Source organism: Rhodococcus sp. 3258 (assembly GCF_031456475.1).
GTDB classification, from domain to species: domain Bacteria; phylum Actinomycetota; class Actinomycetes; order Mycobacteriales; family Mycobacteriaceae; genus Rhodococcoides; species Rhodococcoides fascians.
The window spans coordinates 37402-52984 of record NZ_JAVDUT010000013.1 but is presented as its reverse complement, the minus strand read 5'-3'; the positions used below and the strand labels follow the sequence as shown (position 1 = coordinate 52984).

Sequence of the window (15583 nt, the reverse complement as noted above, 5' to 3'; positions counted from 1 at the left end):
TTCGTGTAGGTGGAGCTATTGGACGGGGCTTGCGGCCGGAATCGAGGTGACGGTTCCGGACGTGGTGGAGGGACGAGTCGAGGGCGTCGCCGTGGTAGTGCCGGCCGAGGTTGTGGGCGTTGCGGTGCGTGTCGTGGTGGAGCTCGACGGAGACGATGACGTCGACGTCGTATCGGTGGAACTGTCACCGAAGTCGGCTGCGGCGGCCGCGAGCCAGTCCGCGACGAACTGTGTCGTCGATTCGCCCTGTGGAGTCGCCGCCGCAGTGCCGTAACCGGTATGTGCGGCAATGGTGTTGGCGTAGGAGGTCAACGCTGCGAGGTCGAACAGGTCCTTGTTGGCCGTCACTTCGTTCTTGACGACGTCGAATGCCTGCTGCACTACCCGCTTCGATGTCGCAGGCGGGACGAGCTCTATGACGGCCTTGGCGGTCTTGGCTGCGATCACCGCGAATGCCGCTGCAGGATTGGACAATCCGGCGGCGGAGACTTCGGCGATGGTCTGCGGTGTGATGACCTTCTTCGCCACCGACACCACGGCATTGACCGCAACGAGACCGACCTTGGTCAGCGCTGCGATCGCTTCCTGCCCGGTCGGAGGTGTTGCCTTCGGGTCCGAGGCTTCGGCGAACCGTTGTGAGAGCGACTTCTTCGGTGCGATCGAGAGGTTCTCGAGGGAGTTCTTCGGGACCGAGACGTCTTCGTTGATGACGTCGACCGCGACGCCGAACGATGTCGAGGCCAACGCCATGCCGATGGACGACACGGCGCGGAACGGGTCACCACCGACCTCTGCCTGGCCGGCGACATTGGTGACCGCCCGCGCGATCGGTGCGTTCGCGGGTGCATCGCACGCGAGGTCGCCGGTCTGGCACATCGACGCCACCCGCCCGCTGAGCGATCCGTAGCTCGAGACGACGTCGCTGGCCGGGCCGATTCCCGAGCCGGCGGGTGCAGGGGCGGAGACCGGGGGAAGTTCGGCGACATGATTTCCGGACGAGCCGGGGGCTGGTGAGGGGTCGTCGCTACTGCTGCCAGGGAAGACAGGCGACCCGGCACCTCTGGTCGGCGAACCGAACAGCGCGCCGACCGCAACTTTGTCTGCGGGGATTGCGCTGGTGCCCGCGCCGACCGCCTCGAGGAAATTCGAGGCGGCGTGCGCACCCTGGCTGTAGCCGACGACGGCCAATCGGGTTGACGGGCAGCTCGAGATGACTTTCTCGGCAGCAGCTTCGAGGTTGGCTGCAGCTTCCTCCACCGAGACCGTGTAGGGCTGCTTCCCGCCAGGGACGGCACCGCCGAACGCAGCCGGGTACGGCACATACGCCCGATCCAGGGACGACCCAACGACCCGAGCCGCCTCGAGCGCAGGGCCGAGGACCGTTCCGAGCATTCCGGTGTCGGCCTTGATCGGTGCGTCCGGCGAGGACTGTCCGGTTCCCTGGACGGCGAGGGTGTAGAGGGCGGGGCAGTCGGTGACCAGTTCGTCGAGCCACGGCTGATCGGGGCTGGCTGAGGCCGTCGGCGGCGACACCAACAGGTGTGCCGCGCTGACCGACAGCGTGCACGCTGCGACGGCCATCATCGCGGCGATGGATCTGAAACGAGTTCTGTCGGACAATATTTCGACTCCTGTCAAAACCGAGAGAAACGTGGGCTGTGACGTCGACGACGCCGGAACGTGAAACTTCGGTGCGGCTTTCTGGTGGGTGTCAGGTCGATCGACAAACGCAGGCACCCACCGGCATGGTTGGAGAAGCGGTCAGCCCAGCAGGCCAATCCAGAACCAGAGCTGCGAGAAAATCCACGGCATCGGGCGTATTCCTTTCTGGCAGTGGAGGTCTAGGAATTCGGTGGATGTCCCGGCGGGTCGCGCAGCGCTGAACATGATGAAATGCGCTCGCTGCGCGACCCTCGCGCCGGTCCACCACCAAGTAAGGGGCTACGCGGAGGCCTCAGTGCAGTGAGTCCGCCGCGTAGACCCTCGCGACTGATCGCCTTTTCAGGCACCAGTCGAGATTGGGGGATTAGGCCACGTGGCTGAGAAGTGGAGAACGTGAGAGTGGTTCCAGGAACGCCGCATCGGCGTCAGTCCATTCACCGATCACCGAGCCCGTCTCTTCGCAGATCAGCCTGTGGTGGCTGTGGTGGGGCACGGCTGGGAGCGAACACACGGCCAGGCCCGCAACACGGTCGTTGACAGAGGTGCAGAGGGCGATGCCGGGACTGCAGGTGGAGCCCGGATGTAACGTTCGCGGTTGCGCGACAGATGTCATATGTGTCTCCGATCCGATTGCGGTTCTGCTAGATCCGCATAGGCTGGGAGGGCCTCTGCGGATACAAGTTGAGCCCGATATTGGGGCTTTGTTCTGTGGGTGGAGGGGACTCCGGATGCGTTTCGGGACGACCAATCACGGCGCATCTGGAGTCTGCTAATTCGAGTTACTTTGTGCCAGTTGGGCTCTCGCTTTCTATGGCGTATCAGCGATGTATAGACGCTGCGGTTGATGCGGTGTGCGCCTGTAAGCCGAATCTTGCTCTGTCGACGCCCAGGGGTGAACCGTTGTGCGTTGTCTAAACAACTGGTTCTATACACTAGCAGCGAAACATGCTTTATGTGCTACCGAATTGGGGCAAGTGGCATCGTGTCCTCTCGTGAGGTTCCATCGGTGAGGCGTCGGTTGCGTGGTTTCGCACCCGACAAGCTGCGGGCACGACGAATTGAACTCAAACTGAGTGGTGCCGAGGTTGCACGCGTTCTCGGCGTCGCTGTGACGACGTACTCACAGTGGGAACGAGGCCAGTCCCATCCCCGTATAGACACTCTTGCTCGATGCGCTAAGGAATTCGGCAGTGAGATCAGCGACTTCGTCTCAGTGCCGGAGGACGAGGAGTACCTCGGTGATCTGCGAATATCCAGGGGGCTGACCCAGGGGATGCTCGCGAGTGAAATCGGCGTCAGTAGCCAGTACATCGGGGCGCTCGAGCGCGGGCAGAGCAAGCTGAGCGCGCCGGCCGCCCGCCAGATAGCGGAAGCGCTGGGGTACCCGACGCAACGGGTCAGCGAGGCATACGAGCGTGTGCGGAAGCGGCCACGGGGCGAGCCGGCCTGACTGGGAACTTGACTCTGGATCGACATTCTGGCTCCAAGACGCGTGCTTGTTAGCCACGTGAAATGTGTTCCACGTGGTGCTCAAAGGCTGCGTCTGAGGGCCATGCGGCCGACAGGAAGTCTTCAACTCTTCGGGAGAGTGGAAGATGCCGAGGGCGAAGCTATCACGATCTGTCAGGGAGTGGGAACCTCGAGCGGCTGGTCGGAAGGTTGTAGCGCGGGGAGCACCGCGAGGACCAGACGGTCACCAAGTTGTCCGGGGTAGGGCCGTAGCTCGAGTCGGGTTTGCTGCCACTTCCAGCCGGCCACGTCGCCGTCGTCAATTGCACGGATGCGTACATCAGCTGACACGGGAGCCGTATCGTGGGTCCACTTTTCTAGAGCATCTGACAGTGTCGTCCGGTCGTCGTCGTGCAACACGCCGCAGCCGCTTGTGAGATCACGCCATTTCACCCAGGTTGGAGCTTCGGGTAACCACATCGTCAAAATCCCGGTTCGGCCGTCAAATACAGCGATGCGTGTTCCACCGCTCTCGAGTCCGCTCGGCATTCCCAGCTCAGCCAATGTCGGTTTGTCGGGTTCCGTGGTGTCTGTCACGTCGTGCCATAGCAGCCTGAGGCCGACGTTGGGAGGGTCAGTTCTCCCCCTGCCCCAGCAATGCCAACGCATGATTCGGCCATCTGCGTGGAGAACGGACATTGGGCCTTCCCACTTCTGACCGTGTGTAGGGACCAGCGCCTGGGCGAACAATTCCTCGGACCCATCGAATTTGACGGCCTTGGCGTTGTACTCCGCCGGTGTTCGTTCAGGTACGTGATCGGCAGCAGAGACGCCGGACATCATGGAAGCCTCGACTGTCTGCTCAATGACGGTGCGTTCGAGTAGCCAGGCTATTCCGGAAACGGTGCGCACAGGGTCGGGTTCGACCTCCCGGTCCCCCACCCAGACCTGTATGCCGTGGGTTTCCCCTGACGGCCCAAGAACTGGTACTGCGCGAATGCGAGCTTCACGCCGACGGCCTTTGAAGATCACATCTTGCTCGGCGCAAGAACTGCGTGTGAGTTCCAGAAAACCATGCAGATCGAACTCAGGACCAGGTGACAAGCGATCAATTTTGGTCCAATCTCGGACCTTCCCCCCAGTACTGATGACTGTCATCTGTTCTGGAACCAGGGTTTCCACCAGGTGCCAGCTGTTCACGATGTCCACAGGTTCCCCTTCCTGATCGACCTAGACAGACGACGGTACAGTCACGACCGCCGCGAAACAGAAAGTCTGACGCCATGTGGCCTCATTGTCACTGCTTCGCGCACGTCGAGCTGGTAATCGGGGTCTGCACGAATCTCGTACCGACGAGCTATGGACGCCAACGCAAGCACCGCCTCGTGTAGGGCGAATTGGCGGCCGATACACGCTCTCAGACCAGTGCCCCAAGGCTTGTATAAGCGGCGGTTGCTGTCGCTGGCCTGCCCTGTGGCGAACCTGTCCGGGTCGAAAGTGTGTGCCTCTGGCCCCCACTCCGGTGAGCGGTGCAGCTGTGGAAGGAGAACAAAAACCCATCCCTCGGGCACCTCATACCCGCCCAGCTTAGTTGCTCCGCGCTCACGTGCCTTGCGGAAGTAACCGGGTGCAGCGGGCCACAGGCGGAGAGTTTCGTCGACCACATGTCGTGTCCGTCGCAGCTTGGGCACGTTCTCGAACTCGATGTCGGTGCCATCAGGAGTGACGGCGTCGACTTCGGCCCGTATCCGCTGCATCTCATCGGGTCGGGTGCTCAGGAAATGCAACGCAAAGGCGATGGTTGACGCTGTTGTCTCGTTCCCCGCGATCAAGAAAGTGATGATCTGATTGCGGATGTTCTCCAGTGTCAGTCTGTCGCCCGTATGGGGGTCGGGCGTGTTGAGCATATGTTCGAGCAGATCCGGAGACGTTTTGCTGGAGTCAGGCTGGGCCATTCGCTGTTCGATCAGCGAGTCGACAGTGTGGCGTATGTACTGGAGGTCCTCATCATGCTGCCTCGTCGCTCGTCGACCTAGGACAGAGCGGATGATCGGCACATCGTTCGATGACTTGTTGACAAATTGAAGGACGCGAGCGATGGCGTCCGCAAAGGGTACGGGCTGGCGAAACGAGCCGAAATCATGCGACAGGGCGCAACGCCCGATCACGTCGAAGGTCAGTTTGGAGCACTCGTCGTAGGCGTCTACCGGACCCGATCCGCTATCCCACGAGGTCAGAAGTTCGTTCACTGACTCCTGCATGGCTTCGTGGTAACCGCGCATGGCCCCTTTGCTGAACGCCGGCCCTAACACGGCATGCGCGCGATGCCAGTTCGGCTCTGAGTTGAACGCGGTGAACAGACCGTCTTCGCCGATGGCGCGTAGCTTTCGATGTGGCAGGGCCAGAAATTTGGCCCAGTACTCCTCGTCGTTGACTTCCGCGACAAGCTCCGGTTCCGAGACCACGACGAGTCGGTGGCCAAGAATCTTGCGTTCGTAGATCCCCCCGAGTTCATCGGCCATTGCCATCTCTTTTTGAACTGGCTTGGTGGTATCGAGGCCAAGGATGTCTCCGGCAAACGGCAGTCGGTAGCGCGGGTGAGGCAGGGCCTTTGAGATGGTTTGGGCGATCTCCATGCCAGATAGTGTCCCCCACCTCCGCAGACACTGGTCGACGGCCATTATCTGACCACGCTGGGAGTGCTGACCGGGCAACGCGTGGAGACCGTTTGAATGACAAAGGTGTAATTCCTGGTGACATTCTCGGCGTGTCACCCACACCTCAAGGTGATTCTGCATCAGGATGGGGCGCAGGTTGGGAACGTACTTAGCCAGTCAGAAGGAGGCGCGTCATGCCGATGCCCAGTAAGGGTGACCGGAAACCATTGACCGTCAGACTCCCGTCGGAGCTGATCAAGTCCTTAGAGGCGCAGCGCAGTTCGGCTGGTGCGACCTCCCTCAGCCAGTACGTTTCGGATCTGCTGGCAATTGCGAGTGATCGGGAAGATCTTGCCCTTGAGCTCAATCGCCATCGTGACCAGGGGGTGCTACCTCTGACTGCGTAGAAAAATTCAGCCCGCCGGCTACCGGTGGGTTCGTAAAACTGCATCTGCGCAGCGCCTTACAAACGAAAAACCCCCGGCGTGCAGGCCGAGGGTCTTCGAAGTAAGAGAAACGAGCTACTAACTCGATTCTCGGTGTTGCGCATCCCCACGAAAGGGACTGTCTTGCTGGACAGGTCTCAGGGTACATCGTGCCCTGAAGTAGGTACAAGATTGAATGCTCGTGTCGTCCGTCCGGATGTTACGGCGGACCGGCTATGGCATCGATTCGCACCGGCCATTGCTGCTCGCCGATCGATGAGGCTCTACGACCCGACGACGGGCAAATACGTGTCGGCAGGGCCGTTGACGGTCAAAAGACCAGCATTGCCATCGGCTGTGCCGCTGTTCTCACGCGGGCGCGCCGGCATCGTTGCCCTGGACTTCGACACCAAACATCACGGCCACGCCGCCGTTGTCGCCGACGTGACGCGCCTGCTGGCCTGGTTGACCGAATGCGGTGGCCGCGCAGTAGTCGACGAATCGACCAGCGGCGGCCGACACGTACTCGTACCGCTGGCACCGGGAAAAACAGTCACCGCCCACGAGTTGCGTCCGTTGTTGCGCCTTCTCTCAGCACGGCTTCCCACCTTGGACATCACACCGATGACCAACGACTCCACCGGCTGCATCACCGTGCCAGGCTCGCACTGCAAAGAAGGTGGCTACCGCACCCTCGTCGACCTCGACCCGGCTACAGCGTCCGACATCCTGACCGTCGGGTCCGATGCCGGCACACTCCAGCGGCTCGAAGCCTTGCTCGGAGGAACGGGTCGATCGGCCTTAAGCCCCATCGACGCCCACGTCCGAGCCGAGACGTCGGCTGAACGGGTCCTCGGCAGCGGCGATGACGCCCGGTTGCATCCGCGTTTCTGCCGCTCCAGTCCGCCGCCGCGCTGCGTCCGCGACTTCGCCAGCAGCGGCCGCATCAATACCCGCCGCTGGCCCTCACGCTCGGAAGCACGCCAGTCCGTCATCACCCACGCAGTCCTCTCCGGTGCCAGCGCTGCCGACATCCTCACCCGCGTCACCGAACCTGCTTGGGCGGGTGTGCGGTCCGCGTACGCCCGCTACGCCGAACCCGAACGCGCCATCCGCCGCGATACTGCCCGTGCCCTCGACTGGGCCGCATCGGCACTCCCCGACCCAGTCCGGGATACCGGGCACAAGCAAAAGCACACAGGGGGCACCCACGATCCGATACTTCGTTTGTGGCTTACCCACGCCCAAACCTGGGTCGCTTCCGAGTTCCTTCACCGACGAGATCGCTGGACTACCCATGCAGTCGTTCAAGCACTGTCGTGGGCTGCAGCAGTGTCAGGGCAGATGGTCGAAGGGGTTCCCACTGTCGGTGTCGGTGGGAGGTCACTGTCCATCGCCGCTGGCATGCTTCCTGAATCAACGGTGTGGTCAGTTCTGGAGCGATTGCGGGATATGGAGGGCTCACCGCTGTTGCTGATTGAGCGCGGGGTGGGCCAGAATCCGGATCGGTATGCGTTGGTGCCCACGCCCGCGGGGCGAGCGGCGGTAATGGACACCGTGGCAGGGCCAGTAGAGGTGGAGTCTGTACACCCGGCGTGGAGTGTCATCGGATGGCGTCACCGCGTCCTCTACGACGCTGTGGTCGCCGCAGCGGAGCCTCTAACTCCGGACGAGTTGTTCACCGCCATCGGGGTCGGACGCACCAGCGGGTACGAGGCGTTGCTGGATCTGCGCATTGCCGGCCTGCTCACGGTCGAGAACGCCCACATCGGTGTCGGGCCGGTCGACCTCGACGACATCGGCCATCGTCACGGGCTTACGTCGGCCGTTCGTGCCCGCATCGTGCGCCACCGCGCCGAACGCATTGTTTGGCGAGAATGGCTCGCAGCTCGGGAGGACGCACGCACCCCGGCGGAACCGGATCGGTCGGTGTTCACAATTGCTGATGATCACCCGGCCGACCCACCGGACCACGACTACATCCTGGCCGTGATGAACACAGGACCACCAGACCCGCTCTGACGAACTGTATTTCACAGTCCACCACCTGGGGAAGACGCGGGCACGCCGGTCTGGATTTGCATCGCTCGCCCACCGCGAAGTTGGATGCTGCAACGCCGGACTTAACTGGATTCACATACCGCCGCCGCTGTGTGATGCCGGGCTGCGTGAGCGGGCGACGTGCTCGATGTCGACCCAGTCGACGTCCTTGGTCGTTGGGGTCAGATGACCGGTGCGTTGGGTTGACGGCGGATGAAGTCAGCCATCCCTGGGACGGTGAAGGCAACCAGGCCGCGCGGGCGGGAGACCATATGAGTCCCTTGCGTATGCAGGAGCGGGGCAACGAGTTGGGGTCCGATCGCTGTGTTCGACGGTGGGAGTCGCGTTGCGCCGAATCTCAAGCCCAACGTGTCAGGTGCTACCAGCTCTGTCGGATGAGCCAAGGAGGTGCAGGGTGCGTTCGAGGAGTTGCTCGATGCGGTCCTCGACGTCATCGACCATGTCCGGTACATCGGCCAGCGCCGTGTGGGCGCGACGACGTGCCTCGACACCCGATCGGTAGTACCGGGAGTCGAGGTCTGCAGAGACCGGCTCCGGCGCGGCGCTCGGGTCACGCCGATCGGTACCGTCGGACGGTCTGATGACGGGGCGACGTGGGGTGTGCAGCGGAGAAACGCCGGCGCGGTGCCTGGCGATCACCGCGCCGACCTCTGCTGCGGTCATCGCCGTGACCGGCAAGGGAAGGTGGCCCCACCGATCGATCGGCACCGCGACCGGACCGCGACGCTGCGGCAACCCGGTCATATCGGGAAAAGTATTGCGCTGCAGATGTTCTGCCAGCAGCGTCGTCGAGGGATAGCGCTCGGAAAACTGCAGGACCGTGTGCCATCGATCCCATATCGTGGCCGGCTCGACACCGGTGGTGCCGTTGGGGGCGATGCTGACTCGGTGGCGGCCGCCGATCCACACCCCGTCGCCGTCTGTGGTGATGTCTGTGCGGTCAAGTTCTGCAATTGCCCTGTGGGACAAACCCGCTCCGGCAAGAACGAGAAGAACGGCGTCGCGGCGGCCGAACAGTGCAGCTGTCGATCCGGAGATCGGTAGTCCGGCCGCGATCGCCTGGTTCTGCTCGGCACGCCGAAAAGTTCTGTCGCTACGTGCTGAGTCCAGTGCGATCCGAATCGACGTGACTCGCCCGGGAGCGGGCTGGCCGGCGTCGAGGTGAGCGCGGTTAATAGCGGAGACCCGGCGCAATTGGACCGCGTCGCCGGCGGGGTTTTCAGCGAGGAACTGCGCCAGCGTGATCGGCGACGCGGGTAGCGCCTCGACGTCGGCCGCAGCGCACCAATCGACGAACAGCGACCACTGATAGCTGTATCCACTCACCGTGCTGCCTCTCGGTGTCACAGGTGTGACGCTACCGGCTGAGGCCGACCGGATCAGACAGAGTTTGCCGCAGGTCGCTCGCCGCGAACCTTGGGCGTACGCGCGCGGACGGCTATCAATATCGACGATCGATGGCGCAGTATCACCGCTGATAGTGGCGTGGCCGAACGAGGGAGCACACAGCCTGCATAGCGTGAGTGCCGGGAGCCGATGCCAGGACCGGCACGTAAACATGTTCATGCGCAGGAATGATCTCGGCTTCAAGCTGGCCATGACAGCACTCGCCCAGCGCTCGCACCGACACGGTGATCATGGTCGACACTCCTCGCTGGGCAGGCGGCCGACTGCATGCTGGGCGGGCTTCCGGTCACGTGCCCGCGGTGGACGTCAACGTGTACCGCGCATCGAGAGACAGCTACAACATCAGCGTTGGAACCAACCATGGTGTGGTCGGCCAAGGTACAAGGTCCACCCAAACACAAACCAACAATCCGGCCCTCGCCGAAGTGGTCAAAGCCATCAGTCAGATACGCAATGCAGCGAGGCAGATCGACGACGACGAAGAACGATCCGACGCGGAACGAGCAATTGCCGATGTGGAAAGCGCAGTAACACAAAGCGATCCAGATGTTGCGACCGTCCACGGCCGGTTGCGCATGCTGCGCCGCATCGGTTCCGCTATTGGAGGTGCCTTCCTGACAGCAGTCACCTCCGAGAGCACCCAGCTAGCTTTCAACTCCGCAGGGTTCGGGGGCTAAAAGAACCCGGCAGACCTAGCAGCCGAAAGAGTGTCAAACGCTTCGCGCACTACAATCGGACTATGAGCTGGGACTGGGTGGGCCCCCTCGGCGGGGTCATCGGCGCGACCAGCGGCCTTATTGGCGGCTCTGCAGGCATCTGGGGCGGATACCGAGCAAGAGCAACAGACAACCGGGTCAAAGAGATCGACGCGAGAGCACAGGAGCGCAGCGATGTCGCGTGGGCCTGCGATTGGATCTCCGATCGTCCGGAGGAGCCGATTTGGCGGATCAAGAACATTGGCGCAGACACCGCTCACAACGTCGAAATCGTACTTCATGCGAATGACCCAACACACGAGCGTCCACGCCGCGTAAAGGTGGCCAGGGCCGACCCCGGCGCGGGAATTGACTTCGACCTGGCCCAAGAGTGGGCCGCAGAGCGGGTCCGCTACGACCAGGACTTCGAGTCAGGGACCGAAGACCCACAATTCCTTCATATCCCGCCGACAACGAGGGTGACCGTCACCGCCCGTATCCTCTGGACATCCGAATTGGGAACACCCCACCAGCAAGAACACCCCCAATCTAATTCAAGCTAGCTGAGCACCTCCTGCCCGAGGTGTTTGGGCTTCAGCCCCGCTTCGGGGATTAACTCAACAGACACTCCACACATCACCATCAGACAGGGTCTCGATGCCTCCGGTAGCTCATGTTCTCAACGCAGCACCTCACCCCCGCGTCCTGCTGTGGCTTGAGGACCGATATTTCGGTCCTACTGAGCTACTCGATGCAGCGCCACTCCCGCCTCAATGGGTGGATGTGATTGACCAACGACCCGGCACCTATAAGTTCATCAATGACTTAGATGAGGTAGATCTTACAGAGTGGGATGCCATAGTCACCGACAGTCCACTTATTCAGTACTTTCGAAGTTCTGCGCCTTCGAGTGGCCCAAGATTCAGGCAGCACATCCCCAAGAACCTCTTTGTCTTCCACATCTTTCGCCCCAGTAAAACGGCGTATACCAAAGTTGTCGATAACATCACAGATGCGAGCGGGAACAACAGATGGTTGCAGATCAGGTCGGTTCCTGGGTCGCAGATTTCAGCCGGAACAGTGGATCTAGACCCTTACACTGACCAGCTCCGCGACGCACTCTTGCTGGTCGCTTCCACACGGGACGAACAGATCGGCGCAACACTGCAATTGACAGCAGACGCCCATGACAGCCACCCCACCATCGAAGTGTTGGCGTTCGGACCATCGAACGTGATGCTCGCAGGCCGCTACCGCCATATCGACGGCGGCGCGGTTTGGTTCGTTCCCGAGGACATCACCGACTTCACGCCGTGGTGGGATGCAGCTCTTCGACACTGGCACACCATCGACAGCGACAAGTTCCCGGATCTCCCGGGGTGGGTCGAAAGCTACGACTGGCTCACATACGAGGAACGATCTGCGGTCGACGCGATAGCTGACGAAGAAGAACGGTTCGCCGCTGTCCAGTCGGAACACAGACAACGTATGGAAGACCTGCAAAGTAAGGCCGCAAACGCCACGGACAGTCACATGAAGGCACTGCTGACAGCGACCGGAGCAGAGTTGCAGAACGCAGTACGCGACGTTCTATGCGAATTCGGTTACGACGTCCTCGACATGGACAAAAAGTACCCCGCTCGCGAACCACGAGAAGACTATCGAATTACCGATCCTGACCTGCATGAATGGCTCGCCATCGGTGATGCAACGGGAATCGCAAGAGGGGCGAAGTCAGCCAAGGTCATGGCGCTGGCGCGGTACGCTGCCCACTTCGAACGCGAGGAAAAACCCCCGTTCATTCCGCGTCAGTGGTTGCTAGTCAATCGGATGATTGCACACGACCCCACCGCTCGGGGAGCGCACATCTACCGGGACGACGACCGAGAACAGCTCACCGCAGCACCAGGCCTCGCCATCGATACGCCCGCACTATTCATCCTTCATCGAGCCATGCGTAACGCCCAGATCACCGGGAAGCAGATACGAGCCTTCCTACGCGAACGAGCGGGCGAATTAACAATCCAAGATGCGTCCACATGGATCGAAAACCCCGAGGTCTAATTCGGGTCGAATCGTCGCGTGGGCGCAGAACGCTGACCTTTTAGTGGGGCCACAGCAGCAGGTTACTAAGCTATCGCTATTCTGATGTCTCGAATTATGACAAGTTCACTTTAGAGAAAAGGAATTTCTCACCATGGCAAAGCAATATGAGTACTCAGTTGATCGACGACATCGACGGTTCGGTCATCGACGACGAATCAGGCGAAACTATCGATTTCGCGGTTAGCGGTGTCGAATACGTGATCGACCTCAAAACGAAGAACACTACGGAGTTTCACCGCAAACTCGACTACTATATCGAGCACGCCACGCGGGTGGGTGGGTGGCCGCAAGCGCAAGCCGTCGTCGGCCGCTCCATCGATGGCGACGGTTTCGTCTTCTGTTCCGAAGAGCGATCCCGCTCAGACGCGCGCCATCCGTCAGTGGGCCGCTGACGAAGGCTACGAGATCAGCGATCGCGGTCGAATCCCGGAGAGCATCGTCGAGGCGTTCGACGCGGCTCACTAGGACGCCACGCGGGCTCAACAGCTACAGGTGTGGCGGCGATGAATTAAGGTTGGCTTTGTGTCTAGAGGAAGGGGACGCCGGTCGAAGAAGCGCGAGCCACGGTCAAGCCGTAGTTCGAGCCCTGTAAAACAACTCAGAGCAGCAGCTAATAGCGACGCCAGGAATCGGCACCTCCGGTACGCGCAAGCGTTGCTAGATGCAGGGGTGAGTGTCCGGCATGGAACTAGTGGCGATAGGGACACCGTTGAATCCCTTGTCCGTATGTACATCGACGGCATGTCTACTTGGTCTCTCGATGAAGACCTGAACGGTGTCTTGGTCTCAGTGGATAGGGACGAATCTGTCCTCGGCGTTTTGGTGGCCAGCGCCGAACAGTATGCACGCGGCAACGTGCTCTACGTACAGCATCTTGTCGTCGTACCTGAGGCCCGTGGACGGGGAGTTGGGACGGTCTCGCTCGGTATGGTGGAACAGCTACTGCCTGGGACCCCTTTGGCTATGATCTGGGGTCAGTGTGAGCCCAGCGCAACGGGATTCTACGAGCGTGCGGGGTTCACGGTGTTGGCACCGGGTGAACCGTTTCCGTTCTTGATGTCGGACTCGCCGTCTGTCATTGTGAATAGCAATCCAACCTACAACTGCTGGTTCTACCGGTAGCCACGACTTCATCTCCCTAAGCCCAGGACTGCGACGATTGGCCGGCGGCGAGGTCGACAAACATTGCGGCGCACAGTTCACGTTCATCTGGGTCCCTCGGGTGTCGATGGAATGACGACCCAGGCCCACAGCCAGCAGGTTTATCTCTAATTTAAAGTGCCAGAACGACGCGCGAGGGGTCGCAGACCGTGGACCACAGCGGTTGAAGAATGGAATACAGAACTAGGTGACCAGCCGGCCCAGCTGTTGCTTAGGCAGTCGCCTTTTGGCTGTGGCACAGCATGATCGGGTTCTACAACCCGATGTCGGTCACAGCATTGCCTACAAGAGGCGCGTGTTCGCGCCGGTACACCTCGACAGAGTCGAGGCTGGCGTGACCCGTCTGCCGCGCAATAGCAGATCCGTCGGCACCGTTACGGGTGCCTTGAGTGACGAAGCCAGCGCGCAGCGAGTGCCCACCGAGCTTCGCCAGCGCGGTCGGGTCGAATCCTGCGTGTTCAGCGCGGCGGCGGATGGTTTGGTGGATCGCAGCTCCGGACAGCGCGGTGGCACCGAGGTTGCCGTTTTTGGCAACGGCCCGGAGCAGCGGTGAGCGGGCGGCTGTGCGCGGTACTCCCCCAGGGCATACGTGTCTGTCGAACGGTTCCCGCTTACGAAGGAGCCGGATCACTGATGGCCTGCCGCTGACATCGAATGCGGCGACAACTTGGATCCAGCGGACGTAGGCGCAGGGTGGGCAGGTCTCGTGGCTTTCGGTGTACGGCAACGCCTTCACTGCTCCGCTGCCTTCTTGATCGGTCTTCGACTTCCGCAGCCGGATATGGAGTCCGTCGTGCCGGTGCACGGTCACGTCCCCACAGACGAGCTCCGAGAGTTCGCTGCGCCGGAATGCGCCGGCGAACCCGAGCAGGAGAATCGCTGAATCCCGGCGCTCGAGCACCTCGTCCGCCCAACCCCGGCAACGTTCGCGGGCCGTCCCGACAAGAAGCTTAATGTCGTCGACCAACAACGGATCCCGCGGTTTGCGAGGTCGGTCCCCCGCCGCGGCGTACTCCCGCCGGATCCCGGACAGGGTCGCAGTCACCAGTTCGTGCGCGGACGGAGATAGATGCCCGGTCGTCCGGTGCTGATGGTTGATCGCGGCGATCCACGTTCCGAAGGTGGCGACGGCGTATGCCCGTTCCCCTCCTTCGGTGCGGGTGTCGGCGGCGTCGACGAGGTAGGCGGCGACGGTGACCGGGTGGGCCGGCAACGTCACGTGACCATTCGACTCGCACCAGCTGGTGAAGCGTCTCCACGCCGCCGCGTAGGTCTTACGCGTTCCCTCCGATCGGGAGGATTGCACAGCGGTCGCGATCCGCTTCGCGACGGCGGGCGGGATCTCCGGCTCGACGGCCATCGGCCTGCCCGTGCCCGAAATGCCTGCGGAACGGGTCTCCGCAGGTGTTCGGCCCGGTCGGTAGTCCATATCTACAGTTTAGCGCAGGTCACCGACATGTCTGCAGAGCAAAACCGTGCTGATCTGGTCTTTTGACCTAAACGGCGCGGAAAATGCAATTTACATTGCTTAAATCTAGAAAAATATTGGTGACTATCAGATGTCGCTTCGCGCCGCGTTTTTCACCAGCGGGAATGCGAGGTGACGCGGGTATGTCATTGGGCTGAGCTGGGGCCCAATCTTGATCTGCTCGGTTGTTGACCTCGGTAGGTGTGATTGAGAGCCACGTACAACTCACAGCTTGAGCTGCAGAAAGGGTGTGTCAGCGTCTCATGCCGAGAGTGTTGGCGGACTGTGCTGACAGCCGCACCTATCGGCGCACGGGTGTTCGGGCGTCGCTAACACCTTCTCCCTGCGGTTTGTCCGCATCGGCCATCAGTGACGCTCGACGCACCGACTGGTTAGGTTGTCGTATCGACGGTTGTGACCTCTGCTTGGGGTGGCCCATCAATTCGTACCTGGCGTCGGTCCAAGTTCTGTAGGACGCACAGTGTCACGTGA

11 protein-coding genes and 1 pseudogene are annotated in these 15583 nt (G+C 61.5%); 7 read left to right on the top strand and 5 right to left on the bottom strand.

Annotated elements, in window-relative coordinates; all coding sequences use genetic code 11:
- Positions 1–15: 15 nt before the first annotated feature.
- On the bottom strand, positions 16–1620 hold the full coding sequence (locus J2X62_RS24415; RefSeq protein ID WP_310184041.1) for a cutinase family protein: 1605 nt from the start codon (positions 1618–1620) through the stop codon (positions 16–18).
- A gap of 1048 nt (positions 1621–2668) precedes the next feature.
- Between J2X62_RS24415 and J2X62_RS24410 the strand changes: the two genes are divergently transcribed.
- The gene (locus J2X62_RS24410) at positions 2669–3112 is read left to right on the top strand and encodes a helix-turn-helix transcriptional regulator (RefSeq protein WP_310184040.1); all 444 of its coding nucleotides are present in this window, start codon (positions 2669–2671) and stop codon (positions 3110–3112) included.
- Between the two features lie 173 nt (positions 3113–3285).
- Here J2X62_RS24410 and J2X62_RS24405 read toward each other — a convergent pair whose 3' ends face one another.
- Together J2X62_RS24405 and J2X62_RS24400 are read right to left on the bottom strand one after the other, a co-directional pair.
- The gene (locus J2X62_RS24405; protein ID WP_310184039.1) at positions 3286–4320 is read right to left on the bottom strand and encodes a GAF domain-containing protein; all 1035 of its coding nucleotides are present in this window, start codon (positions 4318–4320) and stop codon (positions 3286–3288) included.
- Positions 4321–4361: 41 nt separating this feature from the next.
- Positions 4362–5747, bottom strand: coding sequence for a cytochrome P450 (locus J2X62_RS24400; protein WP_310184038.1), 1386 nt, complete (start codon positions 5745–5747; stop codon positions 4362–4364).
- 722 nt (positions 5748–6469) lie between these two features.
- On the opposite strand from J2X62_RS24400, the gene J2X62_RS24395 reads away from it, so the two are divergent.
- Entirely contained in the window at positions 6470–8215 is a 1746-nt protein-coding gene (locus J2X62_RS24395) for a hypothetical protein (protein WP_310184037.1), read from the top strand.
- 390 nt (positions 8216–8605) lie between these two features.
- On the opposite strand, the gene J2X62_RS24390 is transcribed toward J2X62_RS24395, so the two are convergent.
- A complete protein-coding gene (locus J2X62_RS24390; RefSeq protein ID WP_310184036.1) occupies positions 8606–9601 on the bottom strand; it encodes a hypothetical protein in 996 nt (331 codons plus the stop codon).
- A 359-nt stretch (positions 9602–9960) separates the two neighbouring features.
- On the opposite strand from J2X62_RS24390, the gene J2X62_RS24385 reads away from it, so the two are divergent.
- The 5 genes and pseudogenes from J2X62_RS24385 (at position 9961) to J2X62_RS25495 (ending at position 13584) form a co-directional block, all read left to right on the top strand.
- Positions 9961–10338 (top strand): hypothetical protein, encoded by a 378-nt coding sequence (locus J2X62_RS24385; protein ID WP_310184035.1) that lies wholly within the window; start codon positions 9961–9963, stop codon positions 10336–10338.
- A 62-nt stretch (positions 10339–10400) separates the two neighbouring features.
- Positions 10401–10919: a hypothetical protein gene (locus J2X62_RS24380; RefSeq protein WP_310184034.1), complete on the top strand. Its 519-nt coding sequence runs from the start codon at positions 10401–10403 to the stop codon at positions 10917–10919.
- 214 nt (positions 10920–11133) lie between these two features.
- Positions 11134–12420, top strand: coding sequence for a hypothetical protein (locus tag J2X62_RS24375; protein WP_310184033.1), 1287 nt, complete (start codon positions 11134–11136; stop codon positions 12418–12420).
- A gap of 146 nt (positions 12421–12566) precedes the next feature.
- Positions 12567–12927: pseudogene (locus tag J2X62_RS24370) on the top strand (Lsr2 family protein).
- A 261-nt stretch (positions 12928–13188) separates the two neighbouring features.
- Positions 13189–13584: a GNAT family N-acetyltransferase gene (locus tag J2X62_RS25495; RefSeq protein WP_371832765.1), complete on the top strand. Its 396-nt coding sequence runs from the start codon at positions 13189–13191 to the stop codon at positions 13582–13584.
- A 292-nt stretch (positions 13585–13876) separates the two neighbouring features.
- On the opposite strand, the gene J2X62_RS24365 is transcribed toward J2X62_RS25495, so the two are convergent.
- Positions 13877–15052: a site-specific integrase gene (locus tag J2X62_RS24365; protein WP_310184032.1), complete on the bottom strand. Its 1176-nt coding sequence runs from the start codon at positions 15050–15052 to the stop codon at positions 13877–13879.
- Positions 15053–15583: the final 531 nt, after the last annotated feature.

Bases quoted from the DNA above. Each gene is read 5' to 3' on its own strand.
- J2X62_RS24400 (WP_310184038.1), bottom strand. From the start codon at position 5,747: ATGGAGATCGCCCAAACCATCTCAAAGGCCCTGCCTCACCCGCGCTAC.
- J2X62_RS24395 (WP_310184037.1), top strand. From the start codon at position 6,470: ATGAGGCTCTACGACCCGACGACGGGCAAATACGTGTCGGCAGGGCCG.
- J2X62_RS24380 (WP_310184034.1), top strand. From the start codon at position 10,401: ATGAGCTGGGACTGGGTGGGCCCCCTCGGCGGGGTCATCGGCGCGACC.
- J2X62_RS25495 (WP_371832765.1), top strand. From the start codon at position 13,189: ATGTACATCGACGGCATGTCTACTTGGTCTCTCGATGAAGACCTGAAC.
- J2X62_RS24365 (WP_310184032.1), bottom strand. From the start codon at position 15,052: ATGGACTACCGACCGGGCCGAACACCTGCGGAGACCCGTTCCGCAGGC.